15 protein-coding genes are annotated in these 15,705 nt (G+C 68.1%); 11 read left to right on the top strand and 4 right to left on the bottom strand.

Annotation, left to right across the window (positions count from 1 at the left end; translation table 11 throughout):
* Nucleotides 1–97 precede the first annotated feature (97 nt).
* The 3 genes from NCCP691_RS17030 to NCCP691_RS17040 all read right to left on the bottom strand — a co-directional run bounded on the left by NCCP691_RS17030 (nt 98) and on the right by NCCP691_RS17040 (nt 3,438).
* Nucleotides 98–1,282 (bottom strand): hypothetical protein, encoded by a 1,185-nt coding sequence (locus tag NCCP691_RS17030; protein WP_220809759.1) that lies wholly within the window; start codon nt 1,280–1,282, stop codon nt 98–100.
* A gap of 125 nt (nt 1,283–1,407) precedes the next feature.
* Complete coding sequence (locus NCCP691_RS17035; RefSeq protein ID WP_220809760.1) at nt 1,408–2,763, bottom strand: alpha/beta hydrolase family protein; 1,356 nt, start codon at nt 2,761–2,763, stop codon at nt 1,408–1,410.
* Nucleotides 2,764–3,114: 351 nt separating this feature from the next.
* On the bottom strand, nt 3,115–3,438 hold the full coding sequence (locus tag NCCP691_RS17040; RefSeq protein ID WP_220809761.1) for a hypothetical protein: 324 nt from the start codon (nt 3,436–3,438) through the stop codon (nt 3,115–3,117).
* Between the two features lie 431 nt (nt 3,439–3,869).
* Between NCCP691_RS17040 and NCCP691_RS17045 the strand changes: the two genes are divergently transcribed.
* From NCCP691_RS17045 to NCCP691_RS17070, 6 genes are all read left to right on the top strand, one after another.
* Entirely contained in the window at nt 3,870–5,129 is a 1,260-nt protein-coding gene (locus NCCP691_RS17045) for a hypothetical protein (protein WP_220809762.1), read from the top strand.
* 38 nt (nt 5,130–5,167) lie between these two features.
* Nucleotides 5,168–5,479, top strand: a complete 312-nt coding sequence (locus tag NCCP691_RS17050; protein ID WP_220809763.1) for a hypothetical protein — start codon at nt 5,168–5,170, stop codon at nt 5,477–5,479.
* A gap of 191 nt (nt 5,480–5,670) precedes the next feature.
* A complete protein-coding gene (locus NCCP691_RS17055) occupies nt 5,671–6,033 on the top strand; it encodes a hypothetical protein (protein WP_220809764.1) in 363 nt (120 codons plus the stop codon).
* Between the two features lie 17 nt (nt 6,034–6,050).
* Nucleotides 6,051–7,301, top strand: coding sequence for a glycoside hydrolase family 1 protein (locus NCCP691_RS17060; protein WP_238482479.1), 1,251 nt, complete (start codon nt 6,051–6,053; stop codon nt 7,299–7,301).
* Nucleotides 7,302–7,464: 163 nt separating this feature from the next.
* Nucleotides 7,465–8,442 carry an NAD(P)H-dependent flavin oxidoreductase gene (locus NCCP691_RS17065; RefSeq protein WP_220809765.1) on the top strand — a complete coding sequence of 326 codons (978 nt, stop codon included), beginning with the start codon at nt 7,465–7,467 and terminating at the stop codon, nt 8,440–8,442.
* An 82-nt stretch (nt 8,443–8,524) separates the two neighbouring features.
* The gene (locus NCCP691_RS17070) at nt 8,525–9,412 is read left to right on the top strand and encodes a crotonase/enoyl-CoA hydratase family protein (RefSeq protein ID WP_220809766.1); all 888 of its coding nucleotides are present in this window, start codon (nt 8,525–8,527) and stop codon (nt 9,410–9,412) included.
* 35 nt (nt 9,413–9,447) lie between these two features.
* On the opposite strand, the gene NCCP691_RS17075 is transcribed toward NCCP691_RS17070, so the two are convergent.
* Nucleotides 9,448–10,761: a PQQ-dependent sugar dehydrogenase gene (locus NCCP691_RS17075; protein WP_238482480.1), complete on the bottom strand. Its 1,314-nt coding sequence runs from the start codon at nt 10,759–10,761 to the stop codon at nt 9,448–9,450.
* Between the two features lie 98 nt (nt 10,762–10,859).
* On the opposite strand from NCCP691_RS17075, the gene NCCP691_RS17080 reads away from it, so the two are divergent.
* The 5 genes from NCCP691_RS17080 (at nt 10,860) to NCCP691_RS17100 (ending at nt 15,611) form a co-directional block, all read left to right on the top strand.
* Complete coding sequence (locus NCCP691_RS17080) at nt 10,860–11,297, top strand: hypothetical protein (protein WP_220809768.1); 438 nt, start codon at nt 10,860–10,862, stop codon at nt 11,295–11,297.
* Nucleotides 11,298–11,398: 101 nt separating this feature from the next.
* Nucleotides 11,399–11,752, top strand: coding sequence for a DUF2946 domain-containing protein (locus NCCP691_RS17085; RefSeq protein WP_220809769.1), 354 nt, complete (start codon nt 11,399–11,401; stop codon nt 11,750–11,752).
* 123 nt (nt 11,753–11,875) lie between these two features.
* The gene (locus NCCP691_RS17090; protein WP_220809770.1) at nt 11,876–12,328 is read left to right on the top strand and encodes a copper chaperone PCu(A)C; all 453 of its coding nucleotides are present in this window, start codon (nt 11,876–11,878) and stop codon (nt 12,326–12,328) included.
* The gene (locus NCCP691_RS17095; protein WP_220809771.1) at nt 12,318–14,378 is read left to right on the top strand and encodes a TonB-dependent receptor family protein; all 2,061 of its coding nucleotides are present in this window, start codon (nt 12,318–12,320) and stop codon (nt 14,376–14,378) included. Before NCCP691_RS17090 ends, NCCP691_RS17095 begins: the two co-directional genes overlap by 11 nt.
* Nucleotides 14,379–14,411: 33 nt before the next feature.
* Entirely contained in the window at nt 14,412–15,611 is a 1,200-nt protein-coding gene (locus NCCP691_RS17100) for a sialidase family protein (protein ID WP_220809772.1), read from the top strand.
* The last annotated feature ends 94 nt before the right edge of the window (nt 15,612–15,705 follow it).

Genomic DNA, 15,705 nt, shown 5'->3' on the forward strand with positions numbered 1-15,705 from the left:
CGCGCCGCCGGCGGATGCCGGCGGCCGCGATACGGTCTTGTGGTTTGCTCGGGAAGCGCCATTAGAGCACAGGACGGCGCCGCTCCGCGCGCAGCCCCTACCGCGCGGCGATGGCGGAATTGCGCAGCGGGCCGGGCGGCAGCGACGCCACCCAGGTCTGGTACGAGGCCTGATCCTTCTGCTGCCAGAATCGGGTCAGATGCGCGGCCGCGTTCGCCTGCAGCGTCGGATTGCCCACCGAGGCGAGTATCTGCGCCACTTCCTGCGGCTTGGTATAGGACCAGCGGTACAGCAGCTTCTGCGCCGCGTCCGGGTAGACCGGGTCGCTGCTGTACTGATTCAGCCAGTTCCAGGCGGCCGCGAGATCGTCCTGCCCCTTGCGGATGGCGAGTTCGCTCATCAGGCTTTGCCTGACGGCCGGGTCCTGGGTGCGGCTCATGAATTGCGCGGCGGCGTTCTGATCGCCCGCCGCCAGGCTGCTGCTGACTTCGTCCAGCAACTGACCGGGCGTGGTGTCGCTGCGGCTGCCGATGATCTGGCTGACCCACTGATAAGCCTGCGCAGGGTCATGGCCGGCGTAGGCCGCCGCGACCTGCTGGATCAGGGCGACGGGCGCCCGTTCCTGCAAGTCGGCCACGGCGCGCGCGGCGGCCGCGATATCGTTGCGGATCAGCCCCGGCAGGGCGGCGGCGGTCAGTTCCGCGACGCTGTCGGGATCGGCATGCTCCCGTATCCACTCGAGCGCCTCGCCCGGGTGTCGTTCGGCGATGGCGCCGATCACCGCCGCCAGGTCCGAGCGCTCCTGGCCCAGCGTGGCCGCGTACTGCCGGAAGTTCGACGGCCGTCGTTCCGCCAGTACGGCGAGTGCGGCCGACACGATCGCGCGACGCTCTTCGGCGGGAATGCGCTCGATATGCGCGGCGGCCGACGCCGGCGCCTCGAGCAGCCAGCGGGTGTACGCGCGCTGCAGCGCCTGGGTGCGCGCCTCTCCCGGCGCCATCGCCAGCGCTTCGTCGAAGGCTTGCTGCAGCGCGGATGCGCCCGGCGCGTCGCCGCCGCTGCGCATGATCGACATGACGTCGGCGAATGAAAATCCGGGCGCACCGTCTTCCTGCCCGCCCGGGCCGCCGCCATTGCGCGTCTCGCCTGCGGCGGCTGCAGCGGCGGTCGCGGCGGAATACGTGGCGGCCGCATCCTGCTCCGGCTCGTCCGCGAGCTGCAGGCCGATGGCCACGCCGATGGCCGGCGCAATCAGGAACGGCAACAGGATTCTGGCTTTCATCTCGATTTCCCCCAAGCTCAGGTGATAAGACAGCGGCCGGCGCCAAAGTGCGGCGCCGGCCGCGCGTCGCTGCCCCCGATGGGAACAGGGAAGACATGCACGGCGGCATGCCCTCCGTTGCCGCATCAGTACGGGCAGTTCTCGCGATACTCCGAGATCTGGATGTTCGACAGGTCGGCCTGGTGCGGCGCCCCGCAGAGGAAGGGGCTGTAACGCGTGTCGTTATCCATGAAGCGCTTCATCCAGGCCACGCCGTACTTGCCCATGATGCGGGTGTAGTCGTTGCCGGTCATGACGCAGAAATGGTCGCCGTTGTTCATTTCCATGAAGGCTTTCTTGGTGGCCGACGCCGGGATGCTGTTGTAGAACGGCGATGCATGCTGCGACACCGGGGCGATGGTGTCGCTCTCGCAGGCCACTACAAGGGTCGGTACCCGCACGCTCGAGAAATCCGTGCTGGTATTCCACGGCGCGAGCGGGATCGCCGCCTTCAGCGTCGGATTGTCGCGCGCCGCGATCAGCGTGCCGCCGCCGCCCATCGAATGCCCCATCACGCCGAGCCGGTTCGGATCGACCTTGCGGTAGATCGGATGCGAGCTGGTGTTGCTGAAGGTGACGAGCTGGCGCAGCGCGGCCATCAGTTGCGGCGCCCGCTCGTAGGGCTGGTCATAGATGGAATTGGTGTCGATGGTGATGACGACGAAGCCGTGCGATGCAAGCCGTTCCCCCCACCAGCTCATCGTGGACTTGGTGCCGGTGTAGCCGGGAGAGATGGCGATGGCGGCGAAGGGGCCCGCCACATTGGTCGGATGATAGATGGTGCCGCCGCCGTAGCCGCTGGCCGAGAACTCCGAGACATTGGTGGTGGCATAGGTGAAGGGACCGGTGCTCGATTCCAGCATGGACGTGGTCGGATTCGGGCCCTTGGCATAGGGGTTGGTGCCGGTGTCGCCCGGGATGCCGGTGAGCTGCACGTTGTCGACGGTGTAGGTTTCGCTGCTCAGGCTGGCATCGATGCGAAAGCGCAGCCGCAGCGCCGCCTGGCCCGCCGCCGTATCGGGCAGGCTGAAGGTGACGCGTCCGTTCGTCGTGACACGGGTCGATTCGACCGCCGTCCAGGTCGAACCGTTGGTCGAGTACTCCGCAATGCCCGCCTCGCCGGAGTCGAGGCCGGAGGTCACGCGGTCGAAGCTCAGGCTCAGTCCGGTAAAGCCCTGCGTGCTGATCGCGCCGGAGGTGATCGCGCCGTCCGTGCAGCCGTAGCAGCCTTCCATCCGCGCGGCGCCGGTGCTGGTGCCTACGGTTCCGGTAGCGGTGAAACCGCCGAGGCCGGAAGAAAAGCTCTCCTGAAAGATGGCGACCTGTGCCTGCGCGGCGAAGGAGCAGAGCATCGCGGCGACGGCGAGGCCCGTCTTCGCCAGCGCCGCGCCGGGCAGCGGCGAGGCTGAAAGCAGTGGCAGGGTCGGATTCTTGTTTTTCATTGCATGTCTCCAGTGTGGTGGTGGGAATGGTTCGGGCGGCCGCGCCGGGCACGCCGTCGGGTACTGCTGATCAGGGCATCGCGGTCCTGGCGAATGGCGTGGACGGCTGGGTGCGCCGTCGCGCTGCCGAGATGTTTTCCCGGCGGCGCTTTCTCCTTGGGTGCGTCGATTATCCGTATGCACCGGCGGAAGAACATCCCCCTTAAGGGGGATTGGGGGCTGGGGGATATGGAGATCGCGGGATGGAAGGGGCGGGAGGATCCGGAGGAGGCGGGGCGACGCCGTGACGCGACGAGGCCGCGCCGGGCGCTGTGCGCGGCCGGCGCGGCGATCAGGACGACAGGAGCGGGATCAGTGATGAAGCATGCCGGGGTGCGGCAGCGCGATGAGGACGGTTGTCAGGTCTTCCAGCGCTGCCCTCGTGTCCTTGTGGTCGACATCGGCGCAGGAGTCCTGGAGCTGGCGCCCGGCTTCCTTCAGATGTTCCAGGCACTCGGCACAGCGGTCATCGGCGGATTCGAGCCTGAGCAGGGATGAAAGGCGGCGCGCGTCGCGCTGTATCGAGAACAGGGAGGAGTGAATGCACGCGGGCGCGCGCCTTTCGCACATCTCCGTAATGGCCAGAACGGTCCGGTCGATGCCTATCAGCCGCTTCTTGAGCGAGTCGATTTCCACGGTTTCTCCTTTCTTGTAGTCCCCGGCGGCGGCCGGGGCGGCTTCAGAAGAAACGGAATGCAAGGAATTGAGTTGACCGGCGGGAGTGTAAGTATTCGTAACTGACTTTTGCCCGCCGACCGGCAGCGCGGAACCGTGCGCGCCCCGGGGCCACTCAGGTTTCCTCGCCGGTCCGCCGCGACAGCGGAGTGAACGCGCCGTCCGGCGCCGGCAGCGTTGCACCTTCCATAACAGTGATCACGCAAACCATGGGCATCTCACTATCCCGCAATCGGTCCTTCCCGGCCGCTCCGCCGGTGCGGCGGGCTGGAGGCAATGAACCTCAATCGCGCCCGGCCATGCCGGAGGCTCCGGCGCACGGCAGGGCATCCATTCACCGCAAGAGCGAAGGACGGAGCAAAAGGCAGGCGCTGCTGGAGAAGTTCAGGCGCTTGCAGGGAAAGCTCACGTCCGGCATGCCGCGGCAGCCTGACTGGGGCATCCAGCACGTCAAAGTCAAGCGCAAGGAGGGAATGGGGCTCCCTGACCTTACGAGCGTCGCCGGCGCTTCCGTGGCCTATGCAGCCCTGGTCGGCAGCCTTGAACTCACCGATGCCGCGCTTCAGCAGATGTGCAGGAACGTAGAGATTCTTGAAGACCTGAAGGGCGGCGATGACGGGAAAGCCCTGAAGTCGGCGAAGAAGGCGATCGCCGAGGCACACAAGGACCTGATGGCGCCGAGCCATCCCGACAAGGTCTGGATACTGCGCGCCCTCAAGGACTATATCCGCATCCAGCACCCCGAGCGGATGGGAGGGACGTACGCACCGTCCGCGGCGACCCGTCTCGCCGCCTCCCCGGCGCCTGCTGTCAGCCCCGAACGGGACCGCCTGCTCCAGGAGTTCATGGAAGCGCTTCGTACCGTCGAGCGCACCGACGCGCCGCCGCTGCCGCAGGCGGCGGACACGGTGGGCGATGCGGGGGAAAGCGGCTCAATGCCGGAGACGCAGTCCGCGGCGGAGCGGCCCGACTATCGGCGCCAGTATGTGGCCGAACCCGCGCCGTCGGCGCCGATCGATCTGCGGGCGTATGGACGGATACCCAATCAGGGCGGCGGCGACTGCCTGTTCCATGCGCTGAGCGGAAGAAATCTTTCGGCCGATGAAATCGTCGCGCTGAGGGGAAGGGTGGCCGCGGTGCGCGCGGGTCTGAGCGATACCGAGCAGGCATTCAACGCACACCGTCTCGTCGCCGGCCTCACGCAGACACCCGGCCTGCACGCAAAAGGCATGGCATTGATGCAGGGAAGGCATGCGATACCGAATTCGGTGCTCGCGAAGTTTCAGGCCGTTCCCGGCATGTACGCAGGCGAGGATGAACTCGCCCAGTGGAGCATGCTCGATGAGAACCGGGAAAAGCGGGTTCTCGTCGTCCACGGCAACGGACCGTGCGAAATGTACCGGTCAGGCGTGAGACAGCCGGTACCCCGCGAAGACTTTGAGCGTCATGCGCAGACCGCCGACCTGATTCTCCAGCGAAGTGGAGCGCACTGGGAACAGATCGCGCCGAAGCGGATCGCCGCGTCGTCGCGCCTGCTGCCCGCCTCCCGGGGAACAGATTTTCAGCTTCGTCACGCCAGACACGGAACACTGGAGATCGTGCGTCGGGAGGATGCGGGGCAGCCCCACAGTGTCGGATTCGAACTGCGCTGACGCCCCTGAAGGGTGACGTTGTCACGCACCGTGCGTCGTTGACGTGGCGCGCGCAGGATGTGGTGCGGGGCAACAAGTCGGTGCTGGTGTTCACCCCTCCCGCGCGTCCCGGGGAATTGCGAGACAAGCCCGTTGCACGGGCCTTTCTTCACGCCGCCGCGCGTGCCGCGAGCGAGGCCGGGGCCGACTTCGTCGCGGTCGATGGGGCGGACAGCCGGGACATGAAAAACCTGTGCATCGGATGGGGCTTGCAGTCCGGCTACCGGAGCGACTGCTATGAAGCGACGCCCGCGGCCCTGATGGCATCCACCCTGCGCAGTCTGAACGAGAAGGGATGGACCCAGGACTGAGAGCGGGCTCGCGGACACGGGTACGTTCGCCGGCCTTCTCATGCCTGAGCGGGAGAAAAAACAGCAGGAAAGTTTCCCTCCGCCGTCGCGCCGGGCGGCGGCAACGCTCCCTGCTGAATATCAATACTGCTTCTCACGCGACGGTACAGAGTGTGGGTCACTCATCCCCAACATTCGATAAGGAGAACGCTATGACCCTTCGTTCCGCCAAACCCCTGCTTGCCTGTGTGCTGGGAATCGCCGTGCTGGCAGGCTGCGCCTCGTCGAAGTCTTCCACCCCGACGGCTTCGGCGGCCGCCAGCGGCATGCAGAAAGGAAAAATCGTCGCGGTCGAGCCCGCCAGCGTGGCCGGCAGCACGATGACCTCTCCGACCTCCGGCAGCTCGGCGACCGGCTCCACGATGGCCGGCAGCCCCTCGGCGGTGGTCACCGTCCAGTTCGCCGACGGCACCCAGAGCCGCTACAGCGTCACCCAGCAAAAGACCAGCTTCAACGTCGGCGATCCGGTCAGCGTCATCATGCGCGGCGACAGCGGCGTCATCATGAAGCCCTGATCAGGCGGGCGGCCGTCATGGCGCGGCATCCAGGCATCTTCCCGACCTTTTTTCTGTCCGGGTTCGAATGCTCCACATTCCTGTGGAAGGATGGCCGGCGCCGTGACCTGGTGGAGGAAACCCGGCATCGCCGGCATGCGCTGGAAGACTACCGGCTGTTGCGCGATCTCGGCATCGGCGTCGCGCGGGAAGGCATCCCCTGGCCGCTGGTCGACCGGAACGGCGACGGAAACTGCGACTTCCACCTGATCGATCCTTTCATTGCCGCCTGCCGCGACACGCGGGTCGCGCCGGTCTGGGACCTTTGCCACTACGGCTATCCGGAACGCTGCGATCCGTTCTCACCCGCATTCAGCGAGCAGTTCGCCCTCTACTGCCGCGCCGCGGCGCACTACGTCTCGCGGCACCTGCCCGGACCTTACTACTTCACCCCGATCAATGAAATCACCTTCTTCGCATTCTGCGGAGGCGAATGGGGCTGGGTCGCGCCCTACCGGCGCTCGCGCGACGAGCGCGAAGTCCTGCGCGCGGCGCTGTGCCGTGCATCGATCGCGGGCGTGAAAGCCATACGCGAGGTTCTGCCGGACGCACGCATGATCCATGTCGATCCGCTGGTGCAGGTGGTGCCGCCGCGGGACAGGCCCGACCTGGCAGACGAAGCGGCCCATGAAACTTTCGTCGATACCTTTCTCGCCTGGGACATCCTGTGCGGGAAGGCCTGCCCCGAGTTCGGCGGCGCACCCGAGATTCTCGACATCGTCGGCGCCAACCATTACTCGTTCGGGCAGATGGAGTACCGCGGGCAGGGACCGCACAAGGCGCTGCCACCCGGCCACGAGGGCGTCGAGCCGCTGTGCCTGCTCCTGCACCGCGTCTGGGAGCGGTACCGGCGCCCGATCGTGATCGGCGAAACCAGCGGACTCGGCACCGGGAGACCGGAGTGGCTGCGGGATGTGATGGAAGAATCGATGGCGGCCGTCAATCTCGGCATCGACCTGCATGGCATCTGCCTGTTCCCGGCGGTCGACATGCCGGACTGGCACAACGGCGAGTGGCTGCACAACGGCATTGCCGACCTCGTCGAAGCCGGCGGTGACCTGAAGAGGGTGCCCTACCAGCCCTACGTCGACGAACTGCGCCGCTGGCAGCGCGAGCTGAACCGCGTCACCTCGCTCGACGAAGATCCCGGCAGCGATCCGGTCGAGCTGCAGGAAGTCATCGACGCCGCCCGCCGCCTGCGTCCGCGGCCGGACGACAACTGGCACTGAGCGGGTATGCGGCGGGCCTGACCCTGGCCGATCCCTGCGGCGCTCCCTGGCTGACCCATCATGCGCGACGCGCCCGCCGGGCAGCAATGAGGCCGGCAAACGCCGGACCCGCGACACAGGCATAATCTTCCGGCACCGCTTCCATACCAATTCGAGGAGACACATGAAAACACGCATCACGGAACTGTTCGGCATCCGGCACCCGATCATCCAGGGCGGCATGCATTACGTCGGTTATGCCCAGCTTGCCGCGGCCGTATCCAATGCCGGCGGACTCGGCATCATCACCGCGCTCACGCAGCGCACACCCGAAGCCCTGGCCGCGGAAATCGCCCGCTGCCGCGAGATGACCGACCAGCCCTTCGGCGTCAATCTGACTTTCCTGCCCTCCGTCACGCCGCCCGATTATCCCGGCTACATCAAGGCCATCATCGACGGCGGCGTCAGGATCGTCGAGACCGCCGGCAACAATCCGCAGAAGTGGCTGCCGGCGCTCAAGGAAGCCGGCGTCAAGGTGATCCACAAGTGCACGGCGGTGCGCCATGCGCTCAAGGCGGAGTCCATCGGCTGCGACGCGGTGAGCGTCGACGGCTTCGAATGCGGCGGCCACCCCGGCGAAGACGACGTGCCGAATTTCATCCTGCTGCCGCGCGCGGCGGAAGAGCTTTCCATTCCCTTCGTCGCGTCCGGCGGCATGGCCGACGGCCGCTCGCTGGTGGCGGCGCTGGCGCTGGGCGCGGAGGGCATGAACATGGGCACCCGCTTCATCGCGACCCGGGAAGCGCCGGTGCACGACAGGGTCAAGCAGGCCATCGTCGCCGCCAGCGAACTCGACACGCGACTCGTGATGCGGCCGCTGCGCAATACCGAGCGCGTGCTGTCCAACGCGGCGGTGGAGCGACTACTGGAGAAGGAGCGCAGCCTCGGCGCGGCGCTCAGGTTCGAGGACATCGCGGCCGAAGTGGCCGGCGTCTATCCGCGCATCATGAAGGAGGGCGAGATGGATGCGGGCGCCTGGTCCTGCGGCATGGTGGCCGGCCTCATTCGCGACGTGCCCAGCGTGCAGGAGCTGATCGACCGCATCATGACGGAAGCCGAAGGGCTGATCCGCAAGCGCCTGGCGGACATGCTCGCCGGCTGAGGCGCTGTCCGCGCGGCCCCGGGCACGCCCGCCCCGCGGCCGCCTCGACCAGAGCGGGCGCCTGCATCAGAACGGAGACAACATGCCTTTGCCAACGCTTGAAACGACGCGCTACAGCGTCGACCAGGGTATCGCCACCATCACGCTGAACCGGCCCGAAAAGCTCAATGCCTACAACGCCAGGATGCGGGAAGAGCTGATCGCGCTGTTCGACGAAACCGACGCGGACGACAATGTGCGCGTCGTGATCGTCACCGGCGCCGGCCGCGCCTTCTGCGCGGGCGCCGACCTGTCCGGCGGCGGAGCCACCTTCGACCGCCAGGCCAACCCCGGCGACCTCTCGCGCGAGTCGCTGAAGGTGGGGGACGTGTACCGCGACGGCGGCGGCACCAATACCCTGCGCATCTACCAGAGCCTCAAGCCGGTCATCGGCGCCATCAACGGTCCCGCCGTCGGCATCGGCGCGACCATGCAGCTGCCGATGGACATTCGCCTGGCGTCGACCGAGGCGCGCTTCGGCTTCGTGTTCGCGCGCCGCGGCATCACGCCCGAGGCCGCTTCCTCATGGTTCCTGCCGCGCCTGGTCGGCATGCAGACCGCGCTCGAATGGTGCATGACCGGCCGCGTCTTCGGCGCCGATGAAGCCCTCGCGCGCGGACTGGTGCGCTCGCTGCATGCGCCCGACGAGCTGCTGCCGGCCGCCCGCGCGCTCGCCCGCGAAATCGCCGACAATACCGCGCCCGTATCGGTCGCGCTCAGCCGCCAGCTGCTGTGGCGAATGGCCGCTGCCCCGCATCCGATGGACGCGCACCGCATCGACAGCCGGTCGATCCAGTCGCGCGGGCAGTCCGCGGATGCGCGCGAGGGCGTGACCGCCTTCCTGGAAAAGCGGGCCGCGGTCTTTCCGGACAAGGTGTCGACGGACATGCCGGCGTTTTTTCCCTGGTGGGACGAGCCGGAATTCAAGTAAGCCGGTCCGGCCCGGATGAAGCGGATGGCGGCGCGCTATCTCGCCGCCGTCACCCGCCAGACCGCGTTCCCCACATCGTCCGACACCAGCAGCGCTCCCCGGCGATCCAGCGCGATGCCTATCGGCCTTCCCATTGCCTTGCCGTCGTTTGACAGGAAGCCGGTCAGGATGTCGGTCGCCGGGCCCGACGGGCGGCCGTTGGCGAATGGCACGAAGATGACCTTGTAGCCGCTGTGCGGGCGCCGGTTCCAGGAGCCGTGCAGCGCGACGAATGCGCCGCCGGCATACGCCGCGGGCAGCAGGCCGCCCTCGTAGAAGGCGATGCCGAAGGCCGCGGTATGCGCGCCGAGCGCATAATCGGGAACGATCGCGGTGGCGACGAGATCGGGCCGCGGCGGTTGCGCGCGGCTGTCGACATGGCGGCCGTAATAGCTGTACGGCCAGCCGTAGAATCCGCCGTCCTTCACCGTAGTCATGTAGTCGGGCACCAGGTCGCTGCCGATCTCGTCCCGCTCGTTCACCGTGGTCCACAGCGCGCCGCTGACGGGATTCCAGGCCAGGCCGTTGGGGTTGCGCAGGCCGGTGGCGAAGCTGCGCGTGCGGCCGCCGGCGAGATCGATTTCCAGGATGGCGGCACGATCGACTTCGTTTTCCATGCCCAGTTCGCCGACGTTGCTGTTCGAGCCGACGGTGGCGTAAAGCCGGCGGCCGTCGCGGCTGGCAATGATGTTCTTGGTCCAGTGGTGATTGATGCTGCCGGCGGGCAGATCGGCGACCTTCACGCCCGCCGCGGTGATCCTGGTCGCGCCCTCGGTATAGGGGAAGCGCAGCACCGCATCGGTGTTGGCGACGTACAGCGCATCGCCGACCAGCGCCATGCCGAAGGGAGAGTTCAGGTTTTCCAGGAATGCGGTGCGCACCTCGGGAATGCCGTTGCCGTCGGCGTCGCGCAGCAGGGTGATGCGGTTGGCGCTCGGCACGCCGGCGCCGGCGCGTTCCATGAACGTCCTCATGAACCAGCCGGCGATGCCGGTGCGCGCGCCCTGCGCGTTCGCCGGCCGGTTCGACTCCGCGACGAGCACGTCGCCGTTGGGCAGCACATAGAGCCAGCGCGGGTGATCGAGCCCGCCGGCGAAGGGCCGGACCTCCAGCCCCGGTGCTGCCGCCGGCTTGCCGCCATCGCTCCAGCCGATCGCGGGCGCAATGTTCACGGTCGGCAGGAGGCCGCCGCGCGGCGGCGGCAAGGCCGGGTTCGGGCCGATCCCGGCTTCCACCGGCAACTGCGCGCGCTCGGCACAGGCCGTCGTCATCGCTAGGGTGGCCAGGGCAATAAGGTGGCGGACTCGCATGCATCTCTCCCTTCCCATACATGAGGCGTCGGATGGCCGGATGGCCATGCCGGAGCATTCAAGCATGATTGCGGCCGGCGCAATAGCGGTATTTCGGCATGGGCGGCATCCATGCCGGCGAAATTACCGCTTCTGCAATTCTCGCTGGAACTGTTTCCGGCTTGCGCCGGTCAGAGGCCTTGTTCTCCATCATACGTCCGGCCTCCATGAGCAAAGCAGCAAAATCCAGTCGTCGAAACAAGCGGGCCGGGAGTGCCCGCCCCCAGTCCGCCCGCAGGCCGCGTGCCGGCGCCGCCGGGCCGGCGTCCAGGCGTGGCGATGAGGAGAGCAAACGCAGACTGTGGGAACGCAAGCAGGCCGAACTCGAGGCGAGATGGGTGGCCGCGCAGGCCAAGCAGTCCAGCGAAGAGGCGGCGCGCAGAAGAACCATGAAGATCGCGCGCAGGGTCACCGGCATCGGGGCGCTGGCGGTTCTGCTGTGTGTGCTCGCGCTGTATTACACATACGGCGGAACCGGCGCCGCCGGTCTGTCCTGAGCGCGGCATCCGGGCGCCGTGCGGCGACCACGCCGGCGGGTTGCCGGTGCTAGAATGCGCGCATGTTAAGAATTCGGCACTGGCGGCGCAGCATGGCGTGGATGGCATGTATGGTCATCGCGCTGTCGTCCCTGTTGCCGATGATCTCGCACGCGATGGCGGCGCATCGCGCGGCGCTCACGGCGCAGCATGAAATATGCACGGCGGCGGGTGTCGTGACCGTCGATGTGCCGGTTCCGGATGACGGCCCGTCCTCGCATGGCAAGCACGGCCATTCCACCGACTGTCCCTATTGCCGCCTGCACGCCGATCATCCGGCGCTGCCGCCTTCCGTGCCGGCGGCGTTGCCGGTTTCCCCGCAACGGGCCGCCTATCCTCCGCTGTTCTACTCCTCCCCGCATCCGCTGCACGCCTGGGCGTTCGCACATCCGCGCGCGCCTCCCCGTTTCTCCTGAACCGATTCCTTGCCCGGCCGGCCCGCCTCCGCGTGGCGGCCGTTGAGTGCTGCCGCCGGCGGCCGCTGATGCGGCATGCGTCGCGTGCGCGCGCCGACAGATCATCATCAGGAGAAACCAATCATGAAGTCCATTTTCGTCGCCGCGGCCATGCTCGTCGCCGCGCCCGTCGCCCTGGCACAAGTCGCGGTCAGCGACGCCTGGATACGCGGCACCGTCGCCCATCAGACCGCGACCGGCGCCTTCATGCAGCTCGTCGCCGAGCGTGACGGCCGGCTGGTGGAGGCGAATTCCCCCGCCGCGGCGCAGGTCGAGATCCACGAGATGCGCATGGAGAACGATGTGATGCGCATGCGGCGCATCGATGCGCTGCCCCTTCCCGCCGGGAAGCAGGTGGTCCTGCAGCCCGGCGGCTTTCACCTGATGCTCACCGGGCTGAAGGCGCCGCTGCGCGAGGGAGACAAGGTCCCGCTGTCGCTGGTGTTTCAGGCGGACGGGCAGGCGCCGCAGACGGTCCGCCTCGACGTTCCGGTACGCGCGCTGCACGGCAAGGGCGGGCTCGGCCATGGCAGGTAAGCGCCACGGTCGCCGGCGCGTCATCGTTCTCGCCTGTTCGGCGCCCGCGCTGCTGCTGCCGGGCGCGGCGGTCCGCGCGGAGGAGCCCAGCCTGCCGGCGGTCACCGTGACCGCCGCGCCGGCCGCGCCGCCGACGCTCGAGTCGATGGAGCAGGCGCGCAGGCGCGTCGATGCGGTACCGGGCGGCGCCAACATCGTCGACGCCGAACAATACCGGGAGGGCCGCGTGTCGACGCTGCCCGATGCGCTGCAGTTTTCTCCCGGCGTGTTCGCCGCTTCGCGGTTCGGGGCGGAAGAGGCCCGGGTGTCGATACGCGGCTCGGGACTGCAGCGCACTTTCCACATGCGCGGCATCGCCCTGCTGCAGGACGGCGTGCCGCTCAACCTCGCCGACGGCGGTGCCGACTTCCAGGCGGTCGAACCGCTGGCGGCACGCTATGTCGAGGTGTATCGCGGCGCGAATGCGCTGCAGTTCGGGGCGGCCACGCTGGGCGGCGCCATCAACTTCGTCAGTCCATCCGGCCTGTCGTCGCCGCCGGTCTCGGCCCGCGTGGAGGGCGGCAGCTTCGGTTACAAGCGGGCGCAGGTGACGGCATCCGGCAGCAGCGAGTCGAGCGACTGGTTCATCGCGGCCGCCGAGTTCTTCCAGAAGGGCTTTCGCGCGCATGCCCGGCAGGATACGCAGCGGGTGTCCGGCAATCTCGGCTGGACCATCGGCGGCGGCCTTGAGACCCGGTTCTTTCTGCAGGCAGTCAGGACCGACTCCGAGCTGCCCGGCGCACTGACGCGCGCCGAAATGGCGGCCTCACCCCGACGCGCCGATCCGGCCGCCGTCGCCGGCGACCAGCATCGTGACTTCGACCTGTATCGGCTGTCGAACAGGACGACGCTGCGGCTGTCGCCGGAGCGTCGTGTCGAGGCGGGCGCGTTCTACGCCTACAAGCATCTGGTCCATCCGATCTTCCAGGTGCTTGATCAGAACTCCAACGACTATGGCGTTTCCGCACGCTTCATCAGCGAGGAACGCCTGTTCGGCCGCCGGAATCAGTTCGTGCTGGGCACGAATCTCGTCTACGGCGAACTCGACGACGACCGCTTCCGCAATGTTGGGGGAGAGGCCGCCGCGCGCACCGGCGCGTCGCGCCAGCGATCGAAGAACCTCTCCGTGTTCGCCGAGAACCAGTACTACCTGATGCCAGCCACGGCGGTCGTCGTCGGCGCGCAGGCGGTGGATGCGGGGCGGCGGCTGCGGGACCGGTTTCTCGCGGACGGCGACCAGAGCGTGGACGAAGGCTACCGGCGCATCTCGCCGAAGTTCGGCGTGCGCCAGGACATCGCGCCCGGCGTCCAGGTCTTCGCCAACGCCAGCGGCAGCTATGAACCGCCCAGCTTCGGCGAACTCGCCGGGGGACGAAATGTCACGCCGGTCGCCGCGCAGCGCGCGACGACGCTGGAGGCCGGCACGCGGGGCACGGCGCGGCAGGCGTGGGGCAGCCTGCGCTGGGATCTGGCGCTGTACCGCGCGCGGGTGAAGGACGAACTGCTCGCGCTCAACGACGCCGCCGGCAATCCGCTCGGCACCCGCAACGCCGACCGCACCCTGCATCAGGGGATCGAGCTGGGCCTGCAGGCCGATGTCGGCGCTCACTGGACCGCACGCATCGCGTATCAGCTGAACGATTTCAGGTTCGACGGCGACCCGGTGTACGGCAGCAACCGTCTGGCCGGCGTGCCGCGGCAGTTCGCCAGCGCCGAAGTGCTGTACCGGACGGCGGGCGGTCTTTACTTCGGGCCCAGGGTGCGCCTCGCGTCCTCCACCTGGATCGATCACGCGAACAGCCTTCGGGCCGGCGGCTACGGCGTCTATGACTTCAAGCTCGGGCAGAAGCTGGACAAGTCGCTGTCCTGGTTCCTGGAGGCGCGCAATCTGGGCGACAAGACCTATGCGGCGACCACCGGCGTGGTGGCCGACGCGAGAGGGCGGGACAGCCGGCAGTTCTATCCGGGCGAGGGACGCGCCTTTTATGCGGGTGTCGAACTGGCTTACTGACGACAGCCGGACAACGATCGAAAGGAAAGACAGATGAATTTTTCTAGACGCAGCGCGCTGCGCGCACTCGGCGGATTCGGGCTGCTCATGGCCGGTGGGCTGCCGGCCGCGCGCGCGCATGGCCAGCATGGACACGGCGCGCGCGAGCTGGGCACCGGCGCGGCGCTCGGCCGCGACGGCCGCCTGTGGGTCGTGGGCAAGGAGACGGCCGGGCAGGATCAGTACGTCGTGCTCCAGCACACGAGCGATCTCGGCAAGACCTGGTCGGCGCCACGCCGCATACAGCAGTCGCCCGAGCCGGTGGCGGCCGGCGGCGAAGCGCGGCCGCACATCGCGCTCGGCGCGGACGGCGAGATCTACATCTCCTATACGAGCACCGTCGCGCGGCCGCATATCGGGGACATCCGCTTCGTGCGCTCGCTCGACGGCGGCAAGACGTTTTCGGCGCCGCTGACGGTCAACACGGACCGCAGCCGGGTGACGCACAGTTTCGAATCGATGGTGGTGGACCCGCGCGGCCGCATCTTCATCGCCTGGATCGACGGCCGCGACGCCGACCGGGCGAAGCGGCGCAAGGAAAAATATGCGGGATCGGCGGTCTACTACGCCGTCTCGTCCGATCACGGCGCCAGTTTCGGGACCGACCGCAAGCTTGCCAATCATTCCTGCGAATGCTGCCGCATCGCCCTGACCCTCGATGCCGCCGGCAAGCCGGTCGCGGCATGGCGGCATGTCTTCGCGCCCAACATCCGCGACCACGCGATGGCAGAACTCGGCGGCGAGGATGTGCCGTCCCCGGCGCGGGTGACCTTCGACGACTGGCGCATCGACGCCTGCCCGCATCATGGCCCATCGCTCGCTTTCGGCGCGGACGGCCGGCGCCACCTTGCCTGGTTCAACGGCAGGGAGGGCGATGACGCGGGAGCGTGGTACGGCATCGAGGCCCCGGCCGGCGGCGCCGGTTCGCGTATCAGGCTGGGAGATGCCTCGGCCTCCCATCCGGACGTCGCGGTGGCGGGAAACCGGATCGCCGTGGTGTGGAAAGCATTCGACGGCAAGGCCGGCAGCGTGCTGGGCAGGATCTCGGCGGACGGCGGCAAGACCTGGCGGCAGGCCGAGCTGGCCCGCGCCGCCGGCGCTTCCGACAAGCCCTGCCTGGTGTCGGGCGCGGATGCGCTGTTGCTGGTCTGGCGCACGCAGGACGAGGGCATCCGCGTCGTGCCCCTGGTCTGACCCGGGGTGCCGGCCGGCATTGCGGGATTGCACGGCCTTGCACGATGTTTCGGCATGCATCGTCGGTGCGTCAAGGAACCGGCATCCGCGCTTG

It is taken from the genome of Noviherbaspirillum aridicola (assembly GCF_019656455.1).
In the GTDB taxonomy this organism is placed as follows: Bacteria; Pseudomonadota; Gammaproteobacteria; order Burkholderiales; family Burkholderiaceae_D; genus Noviherbaspirillum; species Noviherbaspirillum aridicola.

Bases quoted from the DNA above. Each gene is read 5' to 3' on its own strand.
- NCCP691_RS17035 (WP_220809760.1), bottom strand. From the start codon at position 2,763: ATGAAAAACAAGAATCCGACCCTGCCACTGCTTTCAGCCTCGCCGCTG.
- NCCP691_RS17085 (WP_220809769.1), top strand. From the start codon at position 11,399: ATGGCATGTATGGTCATCGCGCTGTCGTCCCTGTTGCCGATGATCTCG.
- NCCP691_RS17080 (WP_220809768.1), top strand. From the start codon at position 10,860: ATGGGCGGCATCCATGCCGGCGAAATTACCGCTTCTGCAATTCTCGCT.
- NCCP691_RS17030 (WP_220809759.1), bottom strand. From the start codon at position 1,282: ATGAAAGCCAGAATCCTGTTGCCGTTCCTGATTGCGCCGGCCATCGGC.
- NCCP691_RS17075 (WP_238482480.1), bottom strand. From the start codon at position 10,761: ATGCGAGTCCGCCACCTTATTGCCCTGGCCACCCTAGCGATGACGACG.
- NCCP691_RS17055 (WP_220809764.1), top strand. From the start codon at position 5,671: ATGACCCTTCGTTCCGCCAAACCCCTGCTTGCCTGTGTGCTGGGAATC.
- NCCP691_RS17060 (WP_238482479.1), top strand. From the start codon at position 6,051: ATGGCGCGGCATCCAGGCATCTTCCCGACCTTTTTTCTGTCCGGGTTC.
- NCCP691_RS17070 (WP_220809766.1), top strand. From the start codon at position 8,525: ATGCCTTTGCCAACGCTTGAAACGACGCGCTACAGCGTCGACCAGGGT.
- NCCP691_RS17095 (WP_220809771.1), top strand. From the start codon at position 12,318: ATGGCAGGTAAGCGCCACGGTCGCCGGCGCGTCATCGTTCTCGCCTGT.
- NCCP691_RS17065 (WP_220809765.1), top strand. From the start codon at position 7,465: ATGAAAACACGCATCACGGAACTGTTCGGCATCCGGCACCCGATCATC.
- NCCP691_RS17090 (WP_220809770.1), top strand. From the start codon at position 11,876: ATGAAGTCCATTTTCGTCGCCGCGGCCATGCTCGTCGCCGCGCCCGTC.
- NCCP691_RS17100 (WP_220809772.1), top strand. From the start codon at position 14,412: ATGAATTTTTCTAGACGCAGCGCGCTGCGCGCACTCGGCGGATTCGGG.